15 protein-coding genes, 1 tRNA gene, 2 pseudogenes and 1 riboswitch are annotated in these 20,684 nt (G+C 57.7%); of the genes and pseudogenes, 8 read left to right on the forward strand and 10 right to left on the reverse strand.

Going from position 1 to position 20,684, the window contains the following annotated elements:
* Positions 1-120 precede the first annotated feature (120 nt).
* Positions 121-708 carry a hypothetical protein gene (locus tag J4E53_RS14410; protein ID WP_103308937.1) on the reverse strand — a complete coding sequence of 196 codons (588 nt, stop codon included), beginning with the start codon at positions 706-708 and terminating at the stop codon, positions 121-123.
* A 3-nt stretch (positions 709-711) separates the two neighbouring features.
* Positions 712-1,155, reverse strand: coding sequence for a DUF3592 domain-containing protein (locus J4E53_RS14415; RefSeq protein WP_060740644.1), 444 nt, complete (start codon positions 1,153-1,155; stop codon positions 712-714).
* A gap of 145 nt (positions 1,156-1,300) precedes the next feature.
* Positions 1,301-1,496: riboswitch (cobalamin riboswitch) on the forward strand.
* 140 nt (positions 1,497-1,636) lie between these two features.
* Between J4E53_RS14415 and J4E53_RS14420 the strand changes: the two genes are divergently transcribed.
* Genes J4E53_RS14420 through J4E53_RS14430 form a run of 3 tightly spaced genes read left to right on the forward strand, consistent with a single transcriptional unit; the run spans position 1,637 to position 4,451 of the window.
* Positions 1,637-2,650 (forward strand): ABC transporter substrate-binding protein, encoded by a 1,014-nt coding sequence (locus J4E53_RS14420; protein ID WP_060740643.1) that lies wholly within the window; start codon positions 1,637-1,639, stop codon positions 2,648-2,650.
* Positions 2,647-3,663: an iron ABC transporter permease gene (locus J4E53_RS14425; protein ID WP_060740642.1), complete on the forward strand. Its 1,017-nt coding sequence runs from the start codon at positions 2,647-2,649 to the stop codon at positions 3,661-3,663. The genes J4E53_RS14420 and J4E53_RS14425 overlap by 4 nt, the downstream gene beginning before the upstream one ends.
* The gene (locus J4E53_RS14430; protein WP_103308938.1) at positions 3,660-4,451 is read left to right on the forward strand and encodes an ABC transporter ATP-binding protein; all 792 of its coding nucleotides are present in this window, start codon (positions 3,660-3,662) and stop codon (positions 4,449-4,451) included. The genes J4E53_RS14425 and J4E53_RS14430 overlap by 4 nt, the downstream gene beginning before the upstream one ends.
* Before the next feature lie 48 nt (positions 4,452-4,499).
* On the opposite strand, the gene J4E53_RS14435 is transcribed toward J4E53_RS14430, so the two are convergent.
* The 5 genes and pseudogenes from J4E53_RS14435 to J4E53_RS14450 form a co-directional block, all read right to left on the reverse strand.
* A complete protein-coding gene (locus tag J4E53_RS14435) occupies positions 4,500-6,725 on the reverse strand; it encodes an OsmC domain/YcaO domain-containing protein (protein ID WP_103308939.1) in 2,226 nt (741 codons plus the stop codon).
* 51 nt (positions 6,726-6,776) lie between these two features.
* Entirely contained in the window at positions 6,777-7,706 is a 930-nt protein-coding gene (locus J4E53_RS31100) for a methyl-accepting chemotaxis protein (RefSeq protein WP_371919218.1), read from the reverse strand.
* Positions 7,701-8,963: pseudogene (locus J4E53_RS31105) on the reverse strand (HAMP domain-containing protein); the annotation flags it as partial. The gene J4E53_RS31100 and the pseudogene J4E53_RS31105, both read right to left, overlap by 6 nt.
* Positions 8,964-9,460: 497 nt before the next feature.
* Entirely contained in the window at positions 9,461-10,522 is a 1,062-nt protein-coding gene (locus tag J4E53_RS14445; protein WP_103308972.1) for an ankyrin repeat domain-containing protein, read from the reverse strand.
* A gap of 66 nt (positions 10,523-10,588) precedes the next feature.
* Positions 10,589-11,806, reverse strand: a complete 1,218-nt coding sequence (locus J4E53_RS14450) for an MFS transporter (RefSeq protein ID WP_103308941.1) — start codon at positions 11,804-11,806, stop codon at positions 10,589-10,591.
* Positions 11,807-12,138: 332 nt separating this feature from the next.
* Here J4E53_RS14450 and J4E53_RS14455 point away from each other — a divergent pair, with 332 nt between their 5' ends.
* From J4E53_RS14455 to J4E53_RS14465, 3 genes and pseudogenes are all read left to right on the forward strand, one after another.
* Positions 12,139-14,196 carry a methyl-accepting chemotaxis protein gene (locus J4E53_RS14455; RefSeq protein WP_103308942.1) on the forward strand — a complete coding sequence of 686 codons (2,058 nt, stop codon included), beginning with the start codon at positions 12,139-12,141 and terminating at the stop codon, positions 14,194-14,196.
* Between the two features lie 103 nt (positions 14,197-14,299).
* A tRNA-Met gene (locus J4E53_RS14460) sits at positions 14,300-14,376 on the forward strand.
* A gap of 282 nt (positions 14,377-14,658) precedes the next feature.
* Positions 14,659-15,429, forward strand: a pseudogene (locus J4E53_RS14465) (DNA/RNA helicase, superfamily II protein); the annotation flags it as partial.
* A 171-nt stretch (positions 15,430-15,600) separates the two neighbouring features.
* Here J4E53_RS14465 and J4E53_RS14470 read toward each other — a convergent pair.
* Positions 15,601-15,993 carry a hypothetical protein gene (locus tag J4E53_RS14470; RefSeq protein ID WP_146042624.1) on the reverse strand — a complete coding sequence of 131 codons (393 nt, stop codon included), beginning with the start codon at positions 15,991-15,993 and terminating at the stop codon, positions 15,601-15,603.
* A 621-nt stretch (positions 15,994-16,614) separates the two neighbouring features.
* Here J4E53_RS14470 and J4E53_RS14475 point away from each other — a divergent pair.
* Positions 16,615-16,923, forward strand: coding sequence for a hypothetical protein (locus J4E53_RS14475; protein WP_103308946.1), 309 nt, complete (start codon positions 16,615-16,617; stop codon positions 16,921-16,923).
* Between the two features lie 62 nt (positions 16,924-16,985).
* Positions 16,986-18,047 carry a DNA cytosine methyltransferase gene (locus tag J4E53_RS14480; protein WP_103308948.1) on the forward strand — a complete coding sequence of 354 codons (1,062 nt, stop codon included), beginning with the start codon at positions 16,986-16,988 and terminating at the stop codon, positions 18,045-18,047.
* Here the strand turns inward: J4E53_RS14480 and J4E53_RS14485 are convergent.
* Together J4E53_RS14485 and J4E53_RS14490 are read right to left on the reverse strand one after the other, a co-directional pair.
* Entirely contained in the window at positions 18,001-18,432 is a 432-nt protein-coding gene (locus J4E53_RS14485; RefSeq protein WP_103308949.1) for a very short patch repair endonuclease, read from the reverse strand. The genes J4E53_RS14480 and J4E53_RS14485 overlap by 47 nt on opposite strands.
* Positions 18,422-20,392, reverse strand: a complete 1,971-nt coding sequence (locus J4E53_RS14490) for an ATP-binding protein (protein ID WP_158249657.1) — start codon at positions 20,390-20,392, stop codon at positions 18,422-18,424. The genes J4E53_RS14485 and J4E53_RS14490 overlap by 11 nt, the downstream gene beginning before the upstream one ends.
* Positions 20,393-20,684: the final 292 nt, after the last annotated feature.

Here is a 20,684-nt window from a genome sequence, read left to right on the forward strand (position 1 = left end):
GCCTCGCTTTTGATCTTGATCTGGGGCGCCCCGTTAACCACGCTGGCCGAACGCAGGCATTGTGGAGTGGGCATCCCGGCATGCATGCCGGGATAGCCGTGGCATTACTCCACAATCCGACTAGAACAGATAGCCTATGTAAATCGCAGCGCCGCCACCGGCCTGCAGGCCAGCGTTTATACCGGCCATGACCACCGCCCCCTTGGCCGACTTCGCCAGCCGCTGGTTGACCAGGGTGGCAGCGATGAGCGAGGTCGCCGGGTTGGAATTCAGTGCCATCGACAACGCCAGCAACTTGGGATCAAGCCCGAACAACAGCGCCGTGGCCGAGCCGCCGATTCCCAGGCCCACCCCAACTTCGGTGTACATGCAAGGTCCGGTGATGTCGTCACTGGTCAGGTCGCGAGCGACCAAGGCATCGCTGACAAACACCTTGCCGGTGCTGGGAAACGCCTCCGCCGCGCCGGCCGCAGCCACCCCCTTGCCCTTGATCTGGATATTGATCTTGCCGAAACGCGGCAGCCGCGCGCCGAATCCGGCACCGACTCCGACGCCGCCGTAGCGGTAGCTGATGTCCTCGCCCTCGGGCGAACGCAGGATGATCGAACCGCCGCTGCCCGCCACCATGACCACGGTCAGGCCGCCGCCGCTGGCGGTCTGATACTGCCAGCGACTTTCATTGACCGGGATCGGGATGTTGTAGCTCATACGTTAAAGTCCTTTATGTGAATGAACCGCACCGCGACCGCGCTGACGGATAGCTTTTGCCAGACCGACCAGCGTGAACACCAGACCGATAAGACCCAGGACCCCGGAAGTGCCCCACAGCGCGGCCAAGTCATCGACGATGGCGCTGTTGGCAGGCTGCTCGGGCAGGTAATGCACCCGCACCGGCTGACCCTGCTGATAGCCGAAAATGAAGCCGCCCTGGGGGTAGGAGATTTTTTCACCACTGCTCGTGGTGAAGGCGATCTCAGGATGCGAACCACCGGCATTCAAGTGGCTGACGATGCCATCGGCGGTCTGTGCGCGATCGAGAAACTCGCGTCGCTCAAGCGTGAGATTGATGGCAATGCTCAACAAACCGATACCAATCAGGGCAAACAGCAGGCCCAGCAATATCTTCCCGATGTGTGACGGGGTGTAGTTAGCCATGGTTTGTCTCAGTGTTCGTCCATGAAGAGGGCGACCAGAATAGCAAGAAGCGGCGCTATGCCGCACCTCCGGAAAATCATTCCCGCAATCGTACGACGCCAGGAGAAGACCGCTCAGTGGCGAGTGGTGATAAACACCCTGATCGACTACCATGCCCAGCGCCGGTTCCCCCACGGGACTAATAGGGAATCCGAGATGCCACGCACGGCATCAAACGGAACTGCCCCCGCAACTGTAGGTGCTGAGCCTGCTCCTCAATGGCCACTGGGATCACCCCGGGAAGGCTGGAGCCAGGCGATGACGCATCAGTCAGGAGACCTGCCGGCCAAGTCAATCACTAACCGGCGGGGTGTCCGGGAAGGGCATCCTTGCGTTGCGCGTCACTGGGCCGATCGGCACTTCAGTGCTTCAGCGGCAGCGTTCGATGATGTGTTTTCCAGTCCGTCCCCTGCTCCGTGTACGGTCAACTGGAGTTTGCGTCATGCTGCTGCCCCGCCTTGCCCCCCTTGTCATCGCCCTGGGTCTGCCGAGCCTCGCCCACGCGGCCCCGACTCACTATCCCCTGACCCTCGAGAACTGCGGCAGCACGCTGACTTTCGAGCAATCGCCCAGTCGCGCCGTGACCATCGGCCAGGCCGGCACTGAAATGCTCTATGCCATGGGGTTGAGCGACAAGGTGGTCGGCACTTCGCTCTGGTTCAACGATGTGCAGATGAAATACAAGGCGCAGAACGACAAGATCGAACGCCTGGCCGATAACGAGCCGAGCTTCGAGGCGGTGATCGGCAAACGTCCGCAACTGGTGGCGGTGGAACTGGAATGGATGGTCGGGCCGCAAGGCGTGGTCGGTACCCGCCAGCAGTTTCACGAACTGAAGATCCCGACCTACCTGATGCCCTCCGATTGCGAAGCCAAGGATAATCTGGTCGGTGCGGACGGCACGCGGCTGGAGGCGTTTCGCATCGACAGCATCTACAAGAGCATCAGCCAGTTGGCTGAAATCTTCGACGTACAGGAGCGTGGCCAGCAGTTGAACGCCCAACTCAAGGCCAGCCTGGCGAAGTCTATCGCCACGGTGCAGGCCAAGGATCTGAAGCAGACGAGTGCGCTGTTCTGGTTCTCCAGCGCCAGTCTGGACATCGATCCCTATGTGGCCGGGCACAAGGGCATTCCTGACTTCATGCTCAGTACCCTGGGCGTGCGCAACGTGGTCGAATCCGATGAGGAATGGCCGACCGTCGGCTGGGAAACCATCGCCAAGGCCAACCCGACCTTCCTGGTCATTGCCCGCATGGATCGCCGACGTTTTCCGGCTGATGACCATGAAAAGAAGCTGCAATTCCTGCGCAGTGACCCGGTGACCCGCAATATGGACGCGGTGAAAAACAACCGCATCATCATTCTCGATGCGATGGCCATGCAAGCGAGCATCAGAATGTTCGACGGCCTGGAAACCCTGGCGACGGCCATCAGCGGCTACGACCTGCCGAAATGATTCCGACGCTGATTCGAACGTTGCTGGCGTTGGCGGCGCTGCTCCTGGCAGTGATTGCCGGCGTGGCCATCGGTGAGACGAGTATCGAGCCGAGTGTGGTGTTCCAGGTGCTGGCCAACAAACTGTGGGCCGCAGGTTATGCCCTCGACCCGATAGACGAAGGCATCGTCTGGAACTACCGGCTGACCCGTGCGCTGGTGGCGGCGGCCTGCGGTGCGGGCCTGGCGACCTGCGGGGTGATCTTGCAATCGCTGTTGCGCAACCCGTTGGCCGATCCTTACCTGCTCGGCATCTCCGCCGGCGCCTCGACAGGCGCGGTACTGGTGGCGCTGCTGGGCATTGGGGCGGGGCTGATTTCGTTGTCGGTCGGGGCCTTCGCCGGGGCCGTTGCCGCGTTCGCCGTGGTCGTTTTGCTGGCCCGTGCCAGTCGCTCACCCGCTGGCACCGGGCAGATCATCCTGGCCGGGATTGCCGGCTCGCAGTTGTTCAATGCGCTCACCGCGTTTCTGATTACCAAGTCCGCCAGCTCCGAACAAGCTCGCGGCATCATGTTCTGGTTGCTGGGAAATCTCAGTGGGGTCCGTTGGCCGTCGGTGTGGTTGTCGGTGCCCGTGGCATTGATCGGTCTTGCGGTGTGCCTGTGGCACCGACGGGCGCTGGACGCCTTTACCTTTGGCGCCGACTCGGCCGCCTCCCTTGGCATTCCGGTACGCCGGGTGCAATTTCTGCTGATCAGCTGCGCGGCACTGGTGACAGCGGTGATGGTGTCGATTGTGGGCTCCATCGGTTTCGTCGGGTTGGTCATTCCCCATGCCGTGCGTTTGTTGCTGGGGACCCGGCATGCGCGCCTATTGCCAGCAAGCGCGTTGGGTGGCGCGGTGTTCCTGATCGCCGCCGATGTCTTCTCCCGAACGCTGATCAAAGGCCAAGTCATCCCGGTCGGCGTCATCACTGCACTGGTGGGTGCTCCGGTGTTCGCGTTGATCCTGATCGGTCGGAGAAATGCCCGATGAATGCCGTCACCTCTGTTATCGGCGAATCCGTGCTGAGTTGTTCCGCCCTCGGGTTCCATGTGCGGGACGCCGAGTTGTTGCACGATATCCACTTGGACATCCGTCGGGGCGAAACCCTGGGCCTCGTCGGGCCCAACGGTTCGGGAAAATCCACACTGCTCAAACTGCTGGCGGGCGTGCGCGCCCCCAGCCGGGGCGACATTCGCCTCAACAACCAGCCCCTCAAGACACTGGCACGGCGAACCGTCGCGCAGACCCTGGCTGTGGTTGAGCAACAAGCCGACACACTGGATGCGATCAGCGTGTTCGATGCCGTTGCCTTGGGCCGAACGCCGTGGTTGTCAGCCTTGAGTCCGTGGTCAAACGAAGACGCGGCCATCGTCCAGCAGGCGCTGTGGGACGTCGATGCGGCGCACTTGAAAAACCGCACCTGGCACAGTCTGTCCGGCGGTGAACGCCAACGCGTCCACATCGCTCGGGCCCTGGCCCAACGCCCGCAGATTCTATTGCTGGACGAACCCACCAATCACCTGGATATCCAGCATCAGCTCGCCATCCTGAAAGTCGTGCAAGCGCTACCCGTCACGACGGTCATCGCCCTGCACGACCTGAACCAGGCGTTGACCTGTGATCGCCTGGCGGTACTGGAACGGGGCCGGCTGGTGGCCCTCGGCAAACCACTGGAGGTGCTGACCCCGCAACGCTTGCAGGATACGTTCGGCGTGCAGGCCCATTACCTGATCGACCCTTTCGACGGCGCGCAGATCCTGCGCTTTCGTTCCGTTTGACTGAATCTCGGGGTTCGGAAAAAACCGAACCCTATGCAAGCGCTGAGTTTAGCCAAGCGACGGGGCGAGCCCCGAAGATAAAGCCGACACATTGGCCCGCGCCGCGTGCAGTTTTTTGTAGCTGTCGATCAGGCGCAGGTGTCTATCGAGCCCCTCCAGCTTCATGCTGGTCGGCGTCAAGCCATGGAAGCGCACGCTGCCGTCCACCGAGCCGATCGCCGCATCCATCCGCTCGTTGCCGAACATCCGGCGGAAATTGACCTCGTAGTCTTCCAGCTCCAGGTCTTCGTCCAGCTTCATCTCCAGCACCACATTCACGGCCTGGTAGAACAACCCGCGCTCAACCGTGTTGTCGTTGTACTGCAAGAAGGTTTCCACCGCTTCCTTCGCCTCTTCAAACTGCTGCAAGGCCAGATAGATCAGCAGCTTCAACTCCAGGATCGTCAACTGGCCCCAAGCCGTGTTGTCATCAAACTCGATGCCGATCAAGGTGGTGATGTCGGTGTAGTCGTCCAGCTCGCTTTCCACCAGACGCTCCACCAGCGCCTGCAGTTCGTCTTCGGCCAGGCTGTGCAGGTTCAGGATGTCGGCGCGGAAAAACAGCGCTTTGTTGGTGTTATCCCAGATCAGATCGTCCACCGGATAGATTTCCGAATAGCCCGGCACCAGGATGCGGCACGCTTTCGCGCCGATATGCTCGTAGACCGCCATGTACACTTGCTTGCCCATGCCTTCGAGGATGCCGAACAAGGTCGCGGCCTCCTCGGCATTCGAGTTTTCACCCTGGCCGGAGAAGTCCCACTCCACGAATTCGTAATCTGACTTGGCACTGAAGAAGCGCCACGACACCACGCCGCTGGAGTCGATGAAGTGCTCGACGAAGTTATTCGGCTCGGTCACCGCATGACCTTCAAACGTCGGCTGGGGCAAGTCGTTGAGGCCTTCGAAACTGCGGCCCTGCAACAATTCGGTCAGGCTGCGTTCCAGCGCCACTTCCAGGCTCGGGTGCGCGCCGAACGAGGCAAACACACCGCCGGTACGCGGGTTCATCAACGTGACGCACATCACCGGGAATTCTCCCCCCAGGGAGGCATCCTTCACCAGAACCGGGAACCCCTGCTCTTCCAGCGCCTGAATACCGGCCATGATTCCCGGGTACTTCGCCAGCACGTTGGCCGGTACATCCGGCAGTGCGAATTCACCTTCGATGATCTCGCGTTTGACCGCGCGCTCGAAAATTTCCGACAGGCATTGCACCTGAGCTTCGGCCAGCGTGTTACCGGCGCTCATGCCGTTGCTCAGGAACAGGTTTTCAATCAGGTTGGACGGAAAATACACCACCTCGCCGTCCGACTGGCGCACGTACGGCAGCGAGCAGATGCCGCGCTCTTCATTACCCGAGTTGGTATCGATCAGGTGGGAGCCTCGCAGCTCGCCGTCGCGGTTGTAGATGTTCAGGCAGTACTCGTCGAGGATTTCCGCCGGCAGCGCATCTTTACGGCCAGGCTTGAACCAGCGCTCGTCCGGGTAATGCACAAACGCCGCGTTGGCGATGTCTTCGCCCCAGAACTGATCGTTGTAGAAAAAATTGCAGTTCAGTCGCTCGATAAACTCGCCCAACGCCGACGCCAGTGCGCTCTCTTTGGTCGCGCCCTTGCCATTGGTAAAACACATCGGCGAGTGGGCATCGCGAATATGCAGCGACCACACATTGGGCACGATATTGCGCCACGAAGCGATCTCGATCTTCATGCCCAGGTCCGCCAAAATACCCGACATATTGGCGATGGTCTGCTCCAGCGGCAGGTCCTTGCCGGCGATGTAGGTGCCGGCTTGGGAAACCGAATTGGGCATCAGCAGCGCCTGGGCATCGGCGTCGAGGTTTTCCACCTCTTCAATGACAAACTCAGGCCCGGCTTGCACGACCTTCTTCACCGTGCAACGGTCGATGGAGCGCAGAATGCCTTGGCGGTCCTTGTCGCTGATATCCGCCGGGAGCTCGACCTGGATCTTGAAGATCTGGTTGTAGCGATTTTCCGGATCGACAATATTGTTCTGCGACAGGCGAATGTTATCGGTGGGAATATTGCGTGTCTGGCAATACAACTTCACAAAGTAAGCCGCGCACAACGCCGATGAAGCCAGAAAGTAATCGAACGGCCCGGGGGCCGAGCCGTCGCCCTTGTAGCGGATAGGTTGATCGGCCACCACCGTAAAGTCATCAAACTTGGCTTCAAGTCGAAGGTTGTCGAGAAAGTTGACCTTGATTTCCATACGGGATTACCAGCATCACGAGCAAAAAATAGGCGGCCATTATCCGCTTTTTCAATCGGAAGTCTTGTGCTTTAGCCCACCCCTTTTGACTTTGAAACGTCCCAGCACACGCTGCATCAGTGAGGCCCGCTCCGAAAGATCCTTGGCCGCCACCGCGCACTCTTGCGAGTTGGACTGGTTTTTCTGCGTCACTTCATCGATCTGCTCCAAGCCGATGCTGGCCTGCTGCAAACCCGAAGCCTGCTCGCTGGAGGCCTGGTAGATCAGCGAAACCAGGTTGGAAACCGCGCTGGTTCCGTGGACGATGTTTTTCAGCGATTCGGCGGTCCGGCCGGCGATGATCATGCCGCGCTGGGTCTTGCTCGACGAATCGGCGATCAATGCCGCCGTCTGTTGGGCGGCCTCGGCGCTGCGGGCGGCCAGGCTGCGCACTTCGTCGGCGACGACGGCAAAACCGCGCCCAAGCTCACCCGCCCGGGCGGCTTCGATGGCCGCGTTCAGGGCCAGCAGGTTGGTTTGAGCGGCAATGTTGTCGATGGTGGTGATGATCGCGGTGATGTCCTTGCCCGAGTTGTCGATTTCAGCCATCGCGGCAATCAGCTCGCTCATCAATTTATCGCTCTCCCCCGCATCGGCGCGCGAGGCCTGGGATTGCTCATCGGCTTTCTTGGCGTTGGCGGCGTTGTCCCGGGTCTGCGCAGCCATTTGCGTCATCACCGCGCTGATTTCGGTAATGGACGACGCGGAGTTCGACGCACCATCGGACAACGACTGGCTCAGGTCGGTGACCTGCGCCGAGCTGCCGGTAATCTGGGTGGCGCTGGTCTGCACCTCGGAAATCAACTGGTTCAGGTTGCTGACCATCTTCTCCAGTGACTTGCCGAGGGTATCGTGGGGCGACGACAAGCGGACCTCCAGGTCCAGATCCCCTTCGGAAATACGCTCGGCCACCCTCACCTGCCGCTGCAGGCTTTCGGACATGTCATTGAGTGCCGCAGACAGTTGCCCGACTTCATCCTCGGATTGCTGCACCAGGCGGCGCGAGAAATCGCCCAGGCTGATGTTGGCGGCCAACGCCGCGGCCTCGCGAATCGGCCCGACGATTTTCGCCGTGGCGAACCAGAGGGCGACCAACGCCAACAGGGAAATGCCCAGCCCTACCGACACTTGCCAGATGCTGTTGCTGATACTGCGCGCTTGCAACTCCTGCTCCAGGGCAATGGCCTGGGCCATGACCACGGCCTTGGGCAAACGAATCAACACCGCCCAGGGCTTGCCTGTGCGACCGAGTGCAATGGGCATCAGCACTTCGATATTCTGGGTTTGTGGATTGAGCAGGCCGTCACCCCGACCGCCCTGGATATCGCTGAGCACTTTTTCCCAAGACTCAGGCAACAGAGCCTTGATGGATTGCCCGATCAGGTCGGTGCGCTGGCTGTCCGCAACCACCAAGCCCTGGTTACTCAGGATCGAAACCGTGCCTTTGCCGCCGTAGAGTTCGGCAGACATCTGTTCGCTGAGTTTCTGGATAAAGGCGATATCGAAGTCAGCCCCGACCACACCGTAGAACTTGCCGTTGGCCACGATGGGCACCGACAGGGTGGTCAGCCAGACGTTCTTGCCCTGGACCACATAGGGAATGGGATCGAGCACACTCTCCTTCAGGGTGTCGCGCGGGCCGCTGTACCAGCCGCCCTTGGGCACGCCGTTAGGATGACGATCCGGGGAGTCATACTCGACCAATGGCTGCACCGCGACATGACCGTCGGCGCTGCGAGTCCAGTAAGGCGTGAAGCGTCCCGTCAGGGGATTATTGCCGTCGGTAGCGTTACGGAACGCCGGATCCTGGCCGTCCAACGCATTGGGTTCCCAGCAGGAGTAGGTGCCGTTGAAGTCCGGGTTATCCTTGAGGACGCTGAGCAATACGCTGTTGATCTGCTCACGCCCCAACGCCAAGGGACTTTGCGCGGCCTTGCTGGCGGCAAAGGTGTTGGCCATGGTGCGGGCGGCGTCCAGCGCATTCTGCAACTTGGCCTGGATGGCATTGGCACGGGACTCGGCCAGGTTCTGGATTTCCCGGATCGTTGACTTTTCAACCAGCGCCGAGACTTCGGAAGCGACGTATTGCTCATTGGTCCGAGCGGTAAAGAGCCCGTAGACAACCAGGCTGATGGATGAAACAAACAGGCATACGCCTGCTGTGACACAAATGCGTGCCTGCAATGACTTGAACTTCATATCATCCCCTACCTGATTCTATTTATTGCCAACGCTAAAGACGACGGCCTTTAACTTGTGCACGACGCGGCAAATAACAATCGATCACGGCTGTTTACGCTGTCCACAAGGCAATCGCCTTGAAAGGGCACAGCGATGCAGCGCTTTATAAGTATTTGAATCGTGGCAGGTTGGGGCGTAAATCCGCTCTATCCACCTGAAAAGCAGCTAGAGGTATTCAAATCAAGAACCGAAGGCCTTAAGTGCCAGGGCAATAAGGGCGATAGGTGGAAAGAATGCGCGATCCCTGCTTTTCCAGTAACCCTGGGGTCACTCTTGAATAATCTCGCAGAATCCATTCAGACCAATAACCACAGCCACAAATTAACACGACCGACTTTTGTACAAAATCGAACTTAGGCGTTATACAAAACAGTACTTTGGTCGTAATTCAACACCGACGCACGAGGTATCACGCCGGGCTATTCGCTCCTGAAGGGGCGGGACGCGCCGTCGCGTCACCTGCTGTAGGAAGGCGCCGCCAATGGCACCGGCTGCGGGTTGGCGATCACCCAATGCACGGCCAACTCACAGAGACGATCAGTCTGCTCGGCGTTATCGTTGCCACCCCGCAAAACAGCAGCCATCGCCCGGGCTTCAGCGAGGTCGGCCTCAGGCAAGGGCACGGCGCTGCCCAGATGGTCAACCAGAGCCACCAACATCGCTTTGAAATCGGCGTCCCAGTTGGCCGATCCGTTGTGGTGAATCTCTCGGGAGATACGGCCACTGATGCGGATCACCTCACCCTGCGCCGTCGCTGCGGCGCCTGAGGATGGCACCAGCAGCTCCCACAATTGCTGATGCTGGTCTGGCCAGCCACTGGCCGTCACGACGATGGCGGCCTGACCGTCGTGAACCTTGCGAGAAGCAACGGGCGCGACGTCGAAAAGGCGATAGAGACGGGTCAAGGCAGCGTCCGTTGCTTCGAGGTAGTCCGGGTTGAAAGAGGCCCGGTGAAATTCGAATTCACGGCCGATGCGCTGCACTTCAGCGAGCATACCGTCATCGCATTGCAGCCCTGCCGCCAGCAGCGTCTGGGCGATTTTCGCGGTGGCCTCGATATCGGCATTGCGGGTAGTGGCCAAGGCAATATGCAGGACACCGTGCCCCTGCCGACTCTTGGCATCGACATTGGCGCCCCGGCGGATCAGGGCCGCGATGGCCTCGGCTTTGTGGCTGTTGGCCGCGGCATGCAACGGCGTATAGCCCTGGTAGTCCTGCGCCTCGATATCGGCGCCCAAATCCAGCAGCAGATCGATACCCCCGATCCAACTCGAACTGCGATGGTGCAGGGGCGTTCGTTGGTAAGTGTCACGGGCATTGATATCGGCGCCCTGCTCCACCAACCAGCGGGCCAGTGCGTCGGGACAGTTGTAAAAGCCCAGCGCGGTGCTTTTGCTGTAGCCGCCAGTGGCTTCAAGCTCGCACGCATCGAACACGGCGACCAACTCGGCAAACGAGGCCTGTTCCAGCAACTGACCGAAATCCTTCGGCAGTGTCTTGCGTTTACGCTTACCCATGGCGGCGGTCACCGTTCTGATCAAAAGATTTTTCAGCATGAAACTCAACGGCTATCTGGAGGCGGATCAGACTTTTTTAGTCCTCGGCAAGAAAATCGCCAACACCCCGAGTAACGGCAAGAACGAGCACAACCAATACACGTACTCAATGCCACGGATGTCCGCCAGATGCCCCAGCAGCGCGGCGCCAATCCCGCCGAAGCCAAACATCAGCCCGAAGAACACGCCGGCGATCATCCCGACATTGCCCGGCACCAGTTCCTGGGCGTACACGACGATGGCCGAGAACGCCGAAGCGAGGATGAAGCCGATGACCACGCTGAGGATGCTGGTCCACAGCAGGTCGACGTGAGGCAGAATCAGGGTGAACGGCGCCACACCGAGGATCGAGAACCAGATCACCGCCTTGCGCCCGATCCTGTCGCCAATCGGTCCGCCAAAAAAGGTCCCCGCCGCCACTGCGCCGAGGAACAGGAACAGATACAACTGCGAAGAGGCCACCGACAGGTCGAACTTCTCGATCAGATAGAACGTGAAGTAGCTGGTAAAACTGGCCATGTAGAAGTACTTGGAAAACACCAGCAACCCCAGCACCACCAGCGCGCTCAAGACCCGGCCCTTGGATAGGCCATGGGTGGCCGCCTGGCCTTGCTTGAGCTTGAACAGGTTCAAGTGGTTGGCGTACCAGCGGCTGATGCGGTACAGCACGAACAGCGCAAACAATGCAAACAACCCGAACCAGGCCACATTGCCTTGCCCGTAGGGAATGATGATCGCCGCCGCCAGCAGCGGGCCGAAGGCAGAGCCGGCGTTACCGCCCACCTGGAACGTCGATTGCGCCAGCCCGTAGCGTCCACCCGACGCCAGTCGTGCCACCCGCGATGCTTCCGGGTGGAAGGTCGACGAGCCGATACCGATCAATCCCGCCGCCAATAGGATCAAGGCAAAACTGCCGACCATGGACATCATCACAATGCCGATCAACGTGCACACCGTCCCGGCCGGCAGCAGCCAGGGCTTGGGATGGCGATCCGTGTGATAGCCGACCCAGGGCTGCAACAAAGATGCGGTCAACTGGAACGTCAGGGTGATCAGGCCAACCTGGGTGAAGGTCAGGCCATAGCTGTCCTTGAGCATCGGGTAGATCGAGGGCAGCACGGCCTGGATCAAATCGTTGATCAGGTGCGCCAGCGCCACGGCGCCGATGATGCGCATGACCAACGGGCTGCTTTGCACCGGGGCGGCAACGGATGGGGTGGCAGCTTGGGTATTGCTGATAGCCATGGGAGTTTCCATACGACAGAGGGTGCACATGGGCAGGTGCGTCAATGTGCCATTTTTCGGTGCGACAAGGCTATCCCCTTAGCTTGCTATCGACCTTGAAAAATTTGTCGAATTCCAAAGTGATAGCCCAACGCCATGGTCTGAATCTTGCCTTGTTAATTAGCTATAACGCGGCTCCTTACAAAGGAGACCGAGAATGGGAAGTTTCGCTACAGAGCTGGCCTATCAAGCCGATTTGGACAAACTTTCGAGGCCTTTTAAAAGGGCACCCGTTTTAGCACTGTGTAAAAAACGCACAAAAACAGTGCAGGGGTGTCCAGGGGAGTATGGGCATGCAGGCTTTTCTATCACCGGGAATCAGGTTGTTGGGGCGTTTCGGCTTCGCCCGCAAATTCCAATTGCTGTTCCTGCTTTTTATCCTGCCGCTCATGGGCAGCCTGTGGCTGATCGGCCAGGACTATCGCGACAAGCTCAGCCTGATTTCCGGAGAACGCGCCGGGGTTCGCCAATTGCTGGCCCTGGATAATCTCGACAACCTGCTCACCGCCCAGCGCAACCGCGCCGCCCGCTGGCGTGCCACCGAGACCAATCGGCAGCCGACACCCGCGACGCTGGCCGCCATGGCGGCGTACGAAACGGTGCAACCCGCCCTCAACCAAGCCGCCAGTGACCTGGCCAATACCCTGCAAACCGAAGGAGTCGAACCCGATACCCTCGCCCGCTATCAAACCCTGCAAACCAGCCTCAACGGTCTGGACTCCAAGAGCCTGGGCAGCGTGGGTTGGTGGCCGGACGGCTACGACCGTTTCACCGCGGCCCTCAGTGCACTGCAGGCGTTGCGCGAGCAGATGGTCATGGACAACCGCCTGACCCTCGCCTCCTGGCTGGAAACCTACCTGCTGACCCAGATTTCGACCCAGCAGACACCGGACCTGATCGAACGGGTCGGCCGTCTGGCCAGCGTTGGCCAGGCCTCCGTGGTGTCGGGCCAGTTCACGCTGCAGAGTCGCCTGCAACTGCGGGACCTGCGCAGCCGTATCGGTGATGCCCGGGACCAACTGGTCAAGACCGGAGCATTGCTGGAAACCCGCCTGCCCAGCGATCTGCAAACCTGGGCCGGACAATTCCAAGGCAGCCTCAAGCACTTGGACGCCGGCCTGAAAGTGCTGGATGACGGCGTGTTCGGTGGCGCCATCAACCTGAAGCCGGAAGACTTCGAAAAACACATGGACGCCCTCCTCACCGACCTGGCGACCCTGCGACAACAATCACTGGTGGCACTGGACACGCGGCTGGATCACTACCACGGTTCGGCGATTCGCCAGTTCAGCCTGGTAGCGACGGTGCTGGGCTGCCTGCTGCTGGCGGCGCTGTATCTTTTTGTGTGCCTGCAAGCGTCGATCCGGCGCAGCGCCAGCGGCATCACCCTGCTGGCCGAAGCCCTGCGCGACGGCAATCTCAGCCTGCAAGTGCCGGTGCAAGGGCGCGATGAACTGGCGGCCATCAGCACCGCTCTCAATGTCGCCGTGGTGCAGTTGCGCAACAGCCTGCTGGGGGTGGACCACGAAACGTTGCAGTTGAGCAATGCCGTGCGCACCCTCAATACCCACTCCAGCGGCGCCCTGGGAGAAGTCGAGGCCCAGCAGATGCAGATCAGCCAGATCGCCGCCGCCGCGACGCAACTGGCCGCCACCTCCCAGGGCGTGGCCAAGAGTTGTGAACAGGCCTCCGACAGTGCCCAGCAGACCCGCCGCATCGCCGCCGACAGCAGTCGCGACAGCCAGCGCACCACGGCGAGCATCCAGCAGCTCAACCAGCGACTCAACGAAACCGCCGCCGCACTGGGACGCGTCAGCGAACAAGGGCAGCAGATCCAACTGGTGGTCGATACCATTCGTGGCGTGGCCGAGCAGACCAATCTTCTGGCCCTCAATGCCGCCATCGAAGCGGCTCGCGCCGGGGAACAGGGCCGTGGTTTCGCCGTGGTGGCCGATGAGGTGCGCAGCCTGTCGCAACGCACCCAGTCCTCCACGCAACAGATTGCCGGCACCGTCGACAGCCTGCGTGCCACAGTCAACGAAGCGGTCAGCCTGATGGAAGCCGCCTGCGGCCAGGCCCAGACCGACGCCCAAGCCGTCACCGGCCTGGGCGAACGGCTGGGAGAAATTGCCAGCGCCGTGCAAAGTGTCACCGACACCCTGGCGCAAATCGCCACCGCCGTGGATGAACAAGCCAGCACCGCCGACGAGGTCAGCGGCAATATCCAGCAGGTCGACCAGGCGGCCATGCGCTTGCTCGAAGGCGCACGGGCCGTGAACGTGGCGGCGGATACCTTGAGTCAGGGGAGCCAGGCCTTGAGTGCCAACACAGGGAGATTTCAGCTCAGCTGACAGGGATTTGCGGCGGGGATTGTTAAGCGGTTGAAAGCGCAGAGAAATATTTCAGATTTACGCTTGACACATCTTCGTTACCGGCGAATAATGCGCGCCACTTGGCTACATAGCTCAGTTGGTTAGAGCATAGCATTCATAATGCTGGGGTCCGGGGTTCAAGTCCCTGTGTAGCCACCAAGTACCGATTCATAGATGTCTACAGCAGTCTATGAATCACCTCAAGAAGCCCGCCTCGTGCGGGCTTTCTTGTTTCTGGCTGTTCACCTCTGTCTACTCCTATCTTTCCCCACCGCAATGCAAAGCCAGCCACCGTGGCGCTTTATCGCTTCCACCTTCAGCCCGACGCCGTTGAACTGGTGCAAACGCGCCGACGGCAAAACCACTCAATAGCGCCGCAAGATCTGCCCGATCCGCGTCCTATGCTGCGCCTTGATAACCGACCCAGGGCGATGACGCATCGGTAAGGCTCGCGCCAATGATCGAGGACAAGCGGGCCGACAGGTACAGGAGTGGCGCTTGCTGTTTCTTTCGACGGGCGAGAAGACGCTGGCACAGCACATGGAGGGGCGCATGCTGGCCGTGCCAGCGGACGCCAGCAAAGGCCTGGGGATGTTCGACGTGTTGAGTGGTTTCAACGGACGCAGCGGCCCTCTCTGACGCACTCAAGGCTCGGGTAGCCAAATGCTACGGCACGCCACTCACCGCATTCCTGGCGGCCCTTTGCGAGCCCGGCAAGATGCGCTGATGGTCAACCATCCTCCGTCGGACTCTGGAAGGGTTCGTCGCCAAAGCCCTCCCCGCCTCGGCCAGCGGACAAGCACACCGAGCCGCTGCACGCTTTGGGCTGGCCGCAGCAGCCGGAGAATTGGCTACCGCTCTCGGCATCACCGGCTGGCCCGACGGCACCGCGACCACGGCGGCACGCGTATGCCTTAGCGCTTGGCTGAATGAGCGTGGCGGCGCCGGAAACCTTGAAGGTGATGCGATCTTGGCCCGCCTCCGCCAGATCATCGAGCACTTTGGCGAAAGTCGCTTCACCCGGTGGGAGTCCACCGCCGCGAAGATCAATGAGCACGGGCCACGCACCATTGACCCCCTGGGCTTTCGCAAAACGCTGGAACATGGCATGGGCGACACCATGCACACCACCCACACCTACTACGTGCTGCCCGAGGCAGGCGATCCGAGATATTTCGGGGGATGAACATCAATGCCGTGAGATCGGAGATACCCTGGGGGGGGTCCGCAATGGTTTGAATGACCTGCGACGCCGAGGCCGCCTCACGGTGACAGCTAGGCTTGCAGTGTACCTGGGCGCCTTTTCCTTGGCCCCACGTTTCGGGCAGGATTTGGGGTATAACTGTTTTGTACCCTGTTATTAATAGCACGGCAAATAATAGATTATATTTTAAAAACTCGATCTAAAAACCCCTCAGATGCAAAACCTTTCGGAATTCCCGAACGTGTGACACCTTGTTTTTTCCAATAATCAGAGACATGCTCAAAGTATAACCCTTCTAATTTATCGCGATCTGCATTTGTTATTTTTTCCAAGCTCATAATAAAGCTTACCGCATGCACACCCCTTAAATAATAATTAATAAAATCACAAGAATTCAAAGGCAAATACAACACATCTGGATGAGACCAGTACAACGTAATATCTTCATCATAAACCCAATCACTCACTTCATTATCTTTGTTTTCTATTTTAGCCTTAAGCCGCTCAATATGATCTGCCGCTTTTTCTTGATGCTTCTCAACAAGTTCTTTTACATACTCAATACTCAACATATATCAACCCATATTCAATACAATTAAAATATAAACTTTGGCTAAGGGCGGGCTTGAGGGTGAAGCTCATTTCCTTGGGAATTCGACTGCTTGATTAAACAGCAATTTCAGCCCATGCCTCTCCAATGCCGAAAATCGAAGGATCGCCAGACGGGAAGACTACTGCAAAAGCCTTCGTCTGAGCATACTGACCATGGCCACGCGGCTCGTTGTCCCAAGCTGCAACCACATCAATCGCGTCTTTCAGCTCTCCACTCCCTAATTGGTGATTTGGCAGTAATGATGGTAGATATCGAGCGCGTCAGGTCGATCAGACTCTGATAGCTTGCCCCCAATCTCCGTCGCCTGTCGCAAGACGTTGTAACAGGCTCTTGTGGCAGTCAGAGTAGTGAAAACCGTACCGATCTTCACAATAACTTTCTTTGCCATGGCGCTTTTCCTATGCCGGTCGGATATCTGCTCTTTTTCAAGCGCAATCAGTGGCCTGACGAATCAGGCAACCTAGTCCTTTCACGGTAGCCGTCCTTGCCGATAGAGTGTGACTATAGTCCACCGTGGAGGTTGACGCCGCAGCAGTCGTGCTCGATCATCACGCACTAACGAATCACAAGGAGAAATACCATGTTCTGGATCGAACGATGCGCCGATGGCAGTTATCTGCACCAAGGCGTCGAATACCCTCTACTAGCGGAAGCCATTGAGCAGCTCGACGCTTATGAGATCGACAACTCGGGAAATGAAGGGGCTAGGATCGTTTACCCATTCGAGTTGGAAACCAAACACGGATGGTTCAAGTGGGATTTCGTCATCATCGAATACGTTGAGCAAGACGCCGCCAGCTTCGTCGGCTTCGAAATCACCGACTTCCCTACTGGGGTTCGACTCAAAGACGAGCTGGAGCTTCGCCTGCAAGACGGTTGGCCTGACTGAAGCACTCGACATGACGTCAGCGATGAGTAAAATGCGCCACGCTCGAAAGAAGATATCTCCCCATGATCGATGCAGTTGACCTTTTCTGTGGTGCTGGCGGACTGACCGCCGGCATGCTTAATGCCGGAATTGCAGTGCGGGCGGGCTACGACATCGAAGCCCAATGCGAATACGCCTATCACGAAAATAACCGTGCGGCTTTCGTCGCTTGCGACGTAAAGGACGTGACCGCCGAGCAGCTTCTCGGCTGGTACCGCCCCGAACGCTACCGCCTCCTCGCAGGCTGCGCTCCCTGCCAACCCTTCTCTACGTATAACCAAGGTAGGGATACCCGTACCGATCGTAAATGGCCGCTGCTGTACCATTTCGCGCGCCTAATAGAGGAAACCGAACCTCACCTCGTGACGATGGAAAACGTTCCCGACGTAACCAAGCACCAGGTCTACCGCGACTTCGTCAAAAGCATAGAAAATAAGGGCTACAAGATTTGGGACGGGCGTGTTTCATGCGTCGATTACGGCCTGCCTCAAAAGCGCCGCAGGCACGTGCTTCTCGCATCGAAATTGGGCCTGCCCATCAGCATCATTCCACCAACCCACAAAAATACTCACGTATCGGTGGAGAGCGTGATAAGGCACTTGCCACGTATCGCAGCAGGTCAGTGCGACCCGAATGACCCACTTCATCGAGCAGCGACCCTATCTCCGCTTAACTTCCGGCGAATAATCCATTCGATACCTGGTGGAACCTGGCGAGACTGGCCGAAGGAACTGGTCGCCGAATGTCATCTCAAGGAGAGTGGGAAGACTTACGCCAGCGTTTATGGACGCATGCGAGCGGATGAGCCGGGCCCTACCATGACCACCCTCTGCTACGGTTTTGGCAATGGCCGCTTCGGCCATCCCATTCAGAACCGTGCGATATCCCTTCGCGAGGCAGCGATCCTGCAATCCTTTCCTGACGACTATGTCTTTATGGAGCCCGAAAACATCACCTTCAAGGCAGTGGGCCGCATGATCGGCAACGCGGTGCCCGTCCGTTTAGGTGAAGTTATCGGCGAAAGCCTGATGAATCATGTCAGGGAGTATGAGGCGCAGCAGGCGGGAGGCCGAATTCGCGCCTGAGCCGAACGTCCAGAGCTACTAAGTCCTTCGTTTCACATTCCCACACGATCAGCACACGCCAGCCCAGCTCCTGCAGTTGGGCTTCCTTTCGAGCATCTCGCGCTACGTTTCCTTCGAACTTCGGAATCCAGAACTCCTGGCGAGTCTTGGGCGTCGTCGCGTATTTACAACCAGGATGACGATGCCAAAAACAACCATGCACGAAAACTACGGTGTGATGCTTCGCTAGAACAATATCTGGCGAACCTGGGAGCAACTTGGCGTGAAGCCTGAAGCGAAGCCCGAGCGCGTACATCGCCTTGCGAACGAGCACCTCGGGCTTTGTATGAGCGCGTCGTACGGCGCGCATGATGCCACTTTGCTTGAACGGCCCCTCAGAGGCCATCGACAATGCCTTTTATTCGGCCAGCATGGTGAGAGGCGGCAATGTAGTCCTCATAGATACGAGTAGCCTGGTTAACGAGATCACTGTATGTGCGAATACTGCCATTCATTATTTTCATTCGAGAGTCGTATTCGTCAGCCAGGAAATTCGAATACACCGGCTGTTTCTCAACGATGAAAACAATATCGATCATCGGAGGGCCACCGGGAAATGGACTTGATGCGGGATTCTCATGAAAATACTGCTTGAGCGCACGCGAGTACTTAGTACCTTGCTCAATTAGAGCATCCATACCAACTGTGAGGCCTGGCTTTTTTAATTCCAGAACGATGAATCTATTAGCAGTACTCGTATATGCAATATCTAACCTCGCACCTGCCTCAGCCTCCGGACAAATCCTTTTCAGATAGTTGGTAAGCGTCATTTCATATTCTGTTGGTTTCTCTTTGTATCCCCATGAAGGGTCAACCAACCATAGGTGCTTATAGATATGATCTTGGACTACTCGCTCTTTGACCTGTTGCTCCTTATGCTGATCAAGTTTCCTGATAACAGTCAACCTTTGTTCGATCACCTCCATCTGCATAGCGGCTTCGATATCCTCAACGGTAACCATAACCTCCCGAAAACCGCTAATATTTTTTTCGATGTCTATCGACTCAATTGCTTCGATATTATCTTGAACCTTCAATTTCTCGAACGCTAATATCTGCGCTTTCAAAATTTCACGCTTTTGGCTTTTCTGCTCAGCAGCAGTACCATTGAAACGCATGGTGTATATTTTATTTATCAGCTGCTTGGCTTTTTTCTTAAAGTTCGGCTTAAGACTTTCTATCCACTCTTCCAGCTTAGGGAACTCATCTACCAGTTCTGCAGAGCCTAATTCCCTGCGCCATTCATCCCAATCGGAAGCGATATTCTTGAGCCTAGTTCTTATGTAACCCATGAATTCTTGGAAGCGGGGATCATTTTCCTGCACCCCCTGGCGACTACTTACGGCTATATCTCTCTGGCCGTTAGCATCCAGAACGTCATATTGAAGCTCGCCAACAAGGTAACTATTGAAAACCTTGGAATCATCAATTCGTTTCTGAATATCTTCTTCAAAGATGCGCCCATTGGCCAATAGAGTAATGGCATTATTATTATCGTCATCCTTTTTCAACTGTTCGGGCACAACAACGCTGCCTATGAAGCCATTGACTACGGCCCCAGCCACAGTAACCCCATCAAAATGATGATGTTTCACATGATTGGCACAAAGCGTTAGAGTTGAAGCCTCCGCGTCCCCGAAAGTCCATACGAACTGGATGTCAGGATAGAACCCTCTGTCGGCGAGAGTGATGGGCGTACCGTTGACATGAATTTTGAAGTCATGTGACTCACCGATCACACTGAAACGCCGGGCTATCCGCCTACGAAGAAAGGACTCGGTGGCGGATGTCAGATTCTTGTTGAGCGCCTCAAGCTTGATGACGGTGCCCGAACTTTGTATTTCAATTTCATGTGGCGCAACCTTCGGCTCAGGAAAATACTCTCCGTTTCGCTCGATGGTAGTGGCTAGCTCATCAACCAAAACTTTGAACCCATGCTGCGTGTCGCCAGCCCTTCGGCTGTAAAGGGTTACATCGTTAGCCAATGAAAACATGGCTAGCTTACCGATCCCTTTACGCCCCATACACTGCCGGCCTTTAGGGGTGATACTTTCCCCATTATTGCGGCGCGCATATCCTACTGTAAGAAACTTATCTTGAAGAGCAACATAATCCATTCCATGACCGTCATCGGTGATGGTAATCTCACCATTACCTAATTCTATGAAGACATTTTCGGCATCTGCGTCCCAAGCATTCGCAACTATCTCGGTCAAAACCGCTGGCGTGTTACTGTACAGGCCGATTCCCAAGTGATTTAGAACGTTCGAGTCAATTTTTATTTTTAGGGGAGAAATAGTTGACATGTTCATCCTTGAAAGTGTTGATTATTTTAATTGATGATCAAAGCTATAAAGTGTAATGCTGCCCAACGTTACTCTCCACTAGGGCGCGATGAATTGCTGGCCAGCGCTGCAATCATCGTCTTGGTGTAGCCCTGCTCACCATATGACAGCAGGCGAAAGTGTTCGAGCAGATCCGCCTCGGAGCCGCTGATGCTGTCCGCCGGGAGCGGTTCCGTGCTCCGGTTACGACGTACAGCACGTCGACGCCCAAGCACTCCACAGTTGCCAGGTAAAACGCATCCGGCGCTCCCGA

Origin of the sequence: Pseudomonas sp. FW305-28, assembly GCF_017351395.1 — a bacterium.
Taxonomy (GTDB): Bacteria; Pseudomonadota; Gammaproteobacteria; order Pseudomonadales; family Pseudomonadaceae; genus Aquipseudomonas; species Aquipseudomonas fluorescens_AA.

What these genes read in the sequence shown, in the direction of transcription:
- J4E53_RS14410 (WP_103308937.1), bottom strand. Translation starts at nt 708, where the DNA reads ATGAGCTACAACATCCCGATCCCGGTCAATGAAAGTCGCTGGCAGTAT.
- J4E53_RS14415 (WP_060740644.1), bottom strand. Translation starts at nt 1,155, where the DNA reads ATGGCTAACTACACCCCGTCACACATCGGGAAGATATTGCTGGGCCTG.
- J4E53_RS14420 (WP_060740643.1), top strand. Translation starts at nt 1,637, where the DNA reads ATGCTGCTGCCCCGCCTTGCCCCCCTTGTCATCGCCCTGGGTCTGCCG.
- J4E53_RS14425 (WP_060740642.1), top strand. Translation starts at nt 2,647, where the DNA reads ATGATTCCGACGCTGATTCGAACGTTGCTGGCGTTGGCGGCGCTGCTC.
- J4E53_RS14430 (WP_103308938.1), top strand. Translation starts at nt 3,660, where the DNA reads ATGAATGCCGTCACCTCTGTTATCGGCGAATCCGTGCTGAGTTGTTCC.
- J4E53_RS14435 (WP_103308939.1), bottom strand. Translation starts at nt 6,725, where the DNA reads ATGGAAATCAAGGTCAACTTTCTCGACAACCTTCGACTTGAAGCCAAG.
- J4E53_RS31100 (WP_371919218.1), bottom strand. Translation starts at nt 7,706, where the DNA reads ATGTCCGAAAGCCTGCAGCGGCAGGTGAGGGTGGCCGAGCGTATTTCC.
- J4E53_RS14445 (WP_103308972.1), bottom strand. Translation starts at nt 10,522, where the DNA reads ATGGGTAAGCGTAAACGCAAGACACTGCCGAAGGATTTCGGTCAGTTG.
- J4E53_RS14450 (WP_103308941.1), bottom strand. Translation starts at nt 11,806, where the DNA reads ATGGCTATCAGCAATACCCAAGCTGCCACCCCATCCGTTGCCGCCCCG.
- J4E53_RS14455 (WP_103308942.1), top strand. Translation starts at nt 12,139, where the DNA reads ATGCAGGCTTTTCTATCACCGGGAATCAGGTTGTTGGGGCGTTTCGGC.
- J4E53_RS14470 (WP_146042624.1), bottom strand. Translation starts at nt 15,993, where the DNA reads ATGTTGAGTATTGAGTATGTAAAAGAACTTGTTGAGAAGCATCAAGAA.
- J4E53_RS14475 (WP_103308946.1), top strand. Translation starts at nt 16,615, where the DNA reads ATGTTCTGGATCGAACGATGCGCCGATGGCAGTTATCTGCACCAAGGC.
- J4E53_RS14480 (WP_103308948.1), top strand. Translation starts at nt 16,986, where the DNA reads ATGATCGATGCAGTTGACCTTTTCTGTGGTGCTGGCGGACTGACCGCC.
- J4E53_RS14485 (WP_103308949.1), bottom strand. Translation starts at nt 18,432, where the DNA reads ATGGCCTCTGAGGGGCCGTTCAAGCAAAGTGGCATCATGCGCGCCGTA.
- J4E53_RS14490 (WP_158249657.1), bottom strand. Translation starts at nt 20,392, where the DNA reads ATGTCAACTATTTCTCCCCTAAAAATAAAAATTGACTCGAACGTTCTA.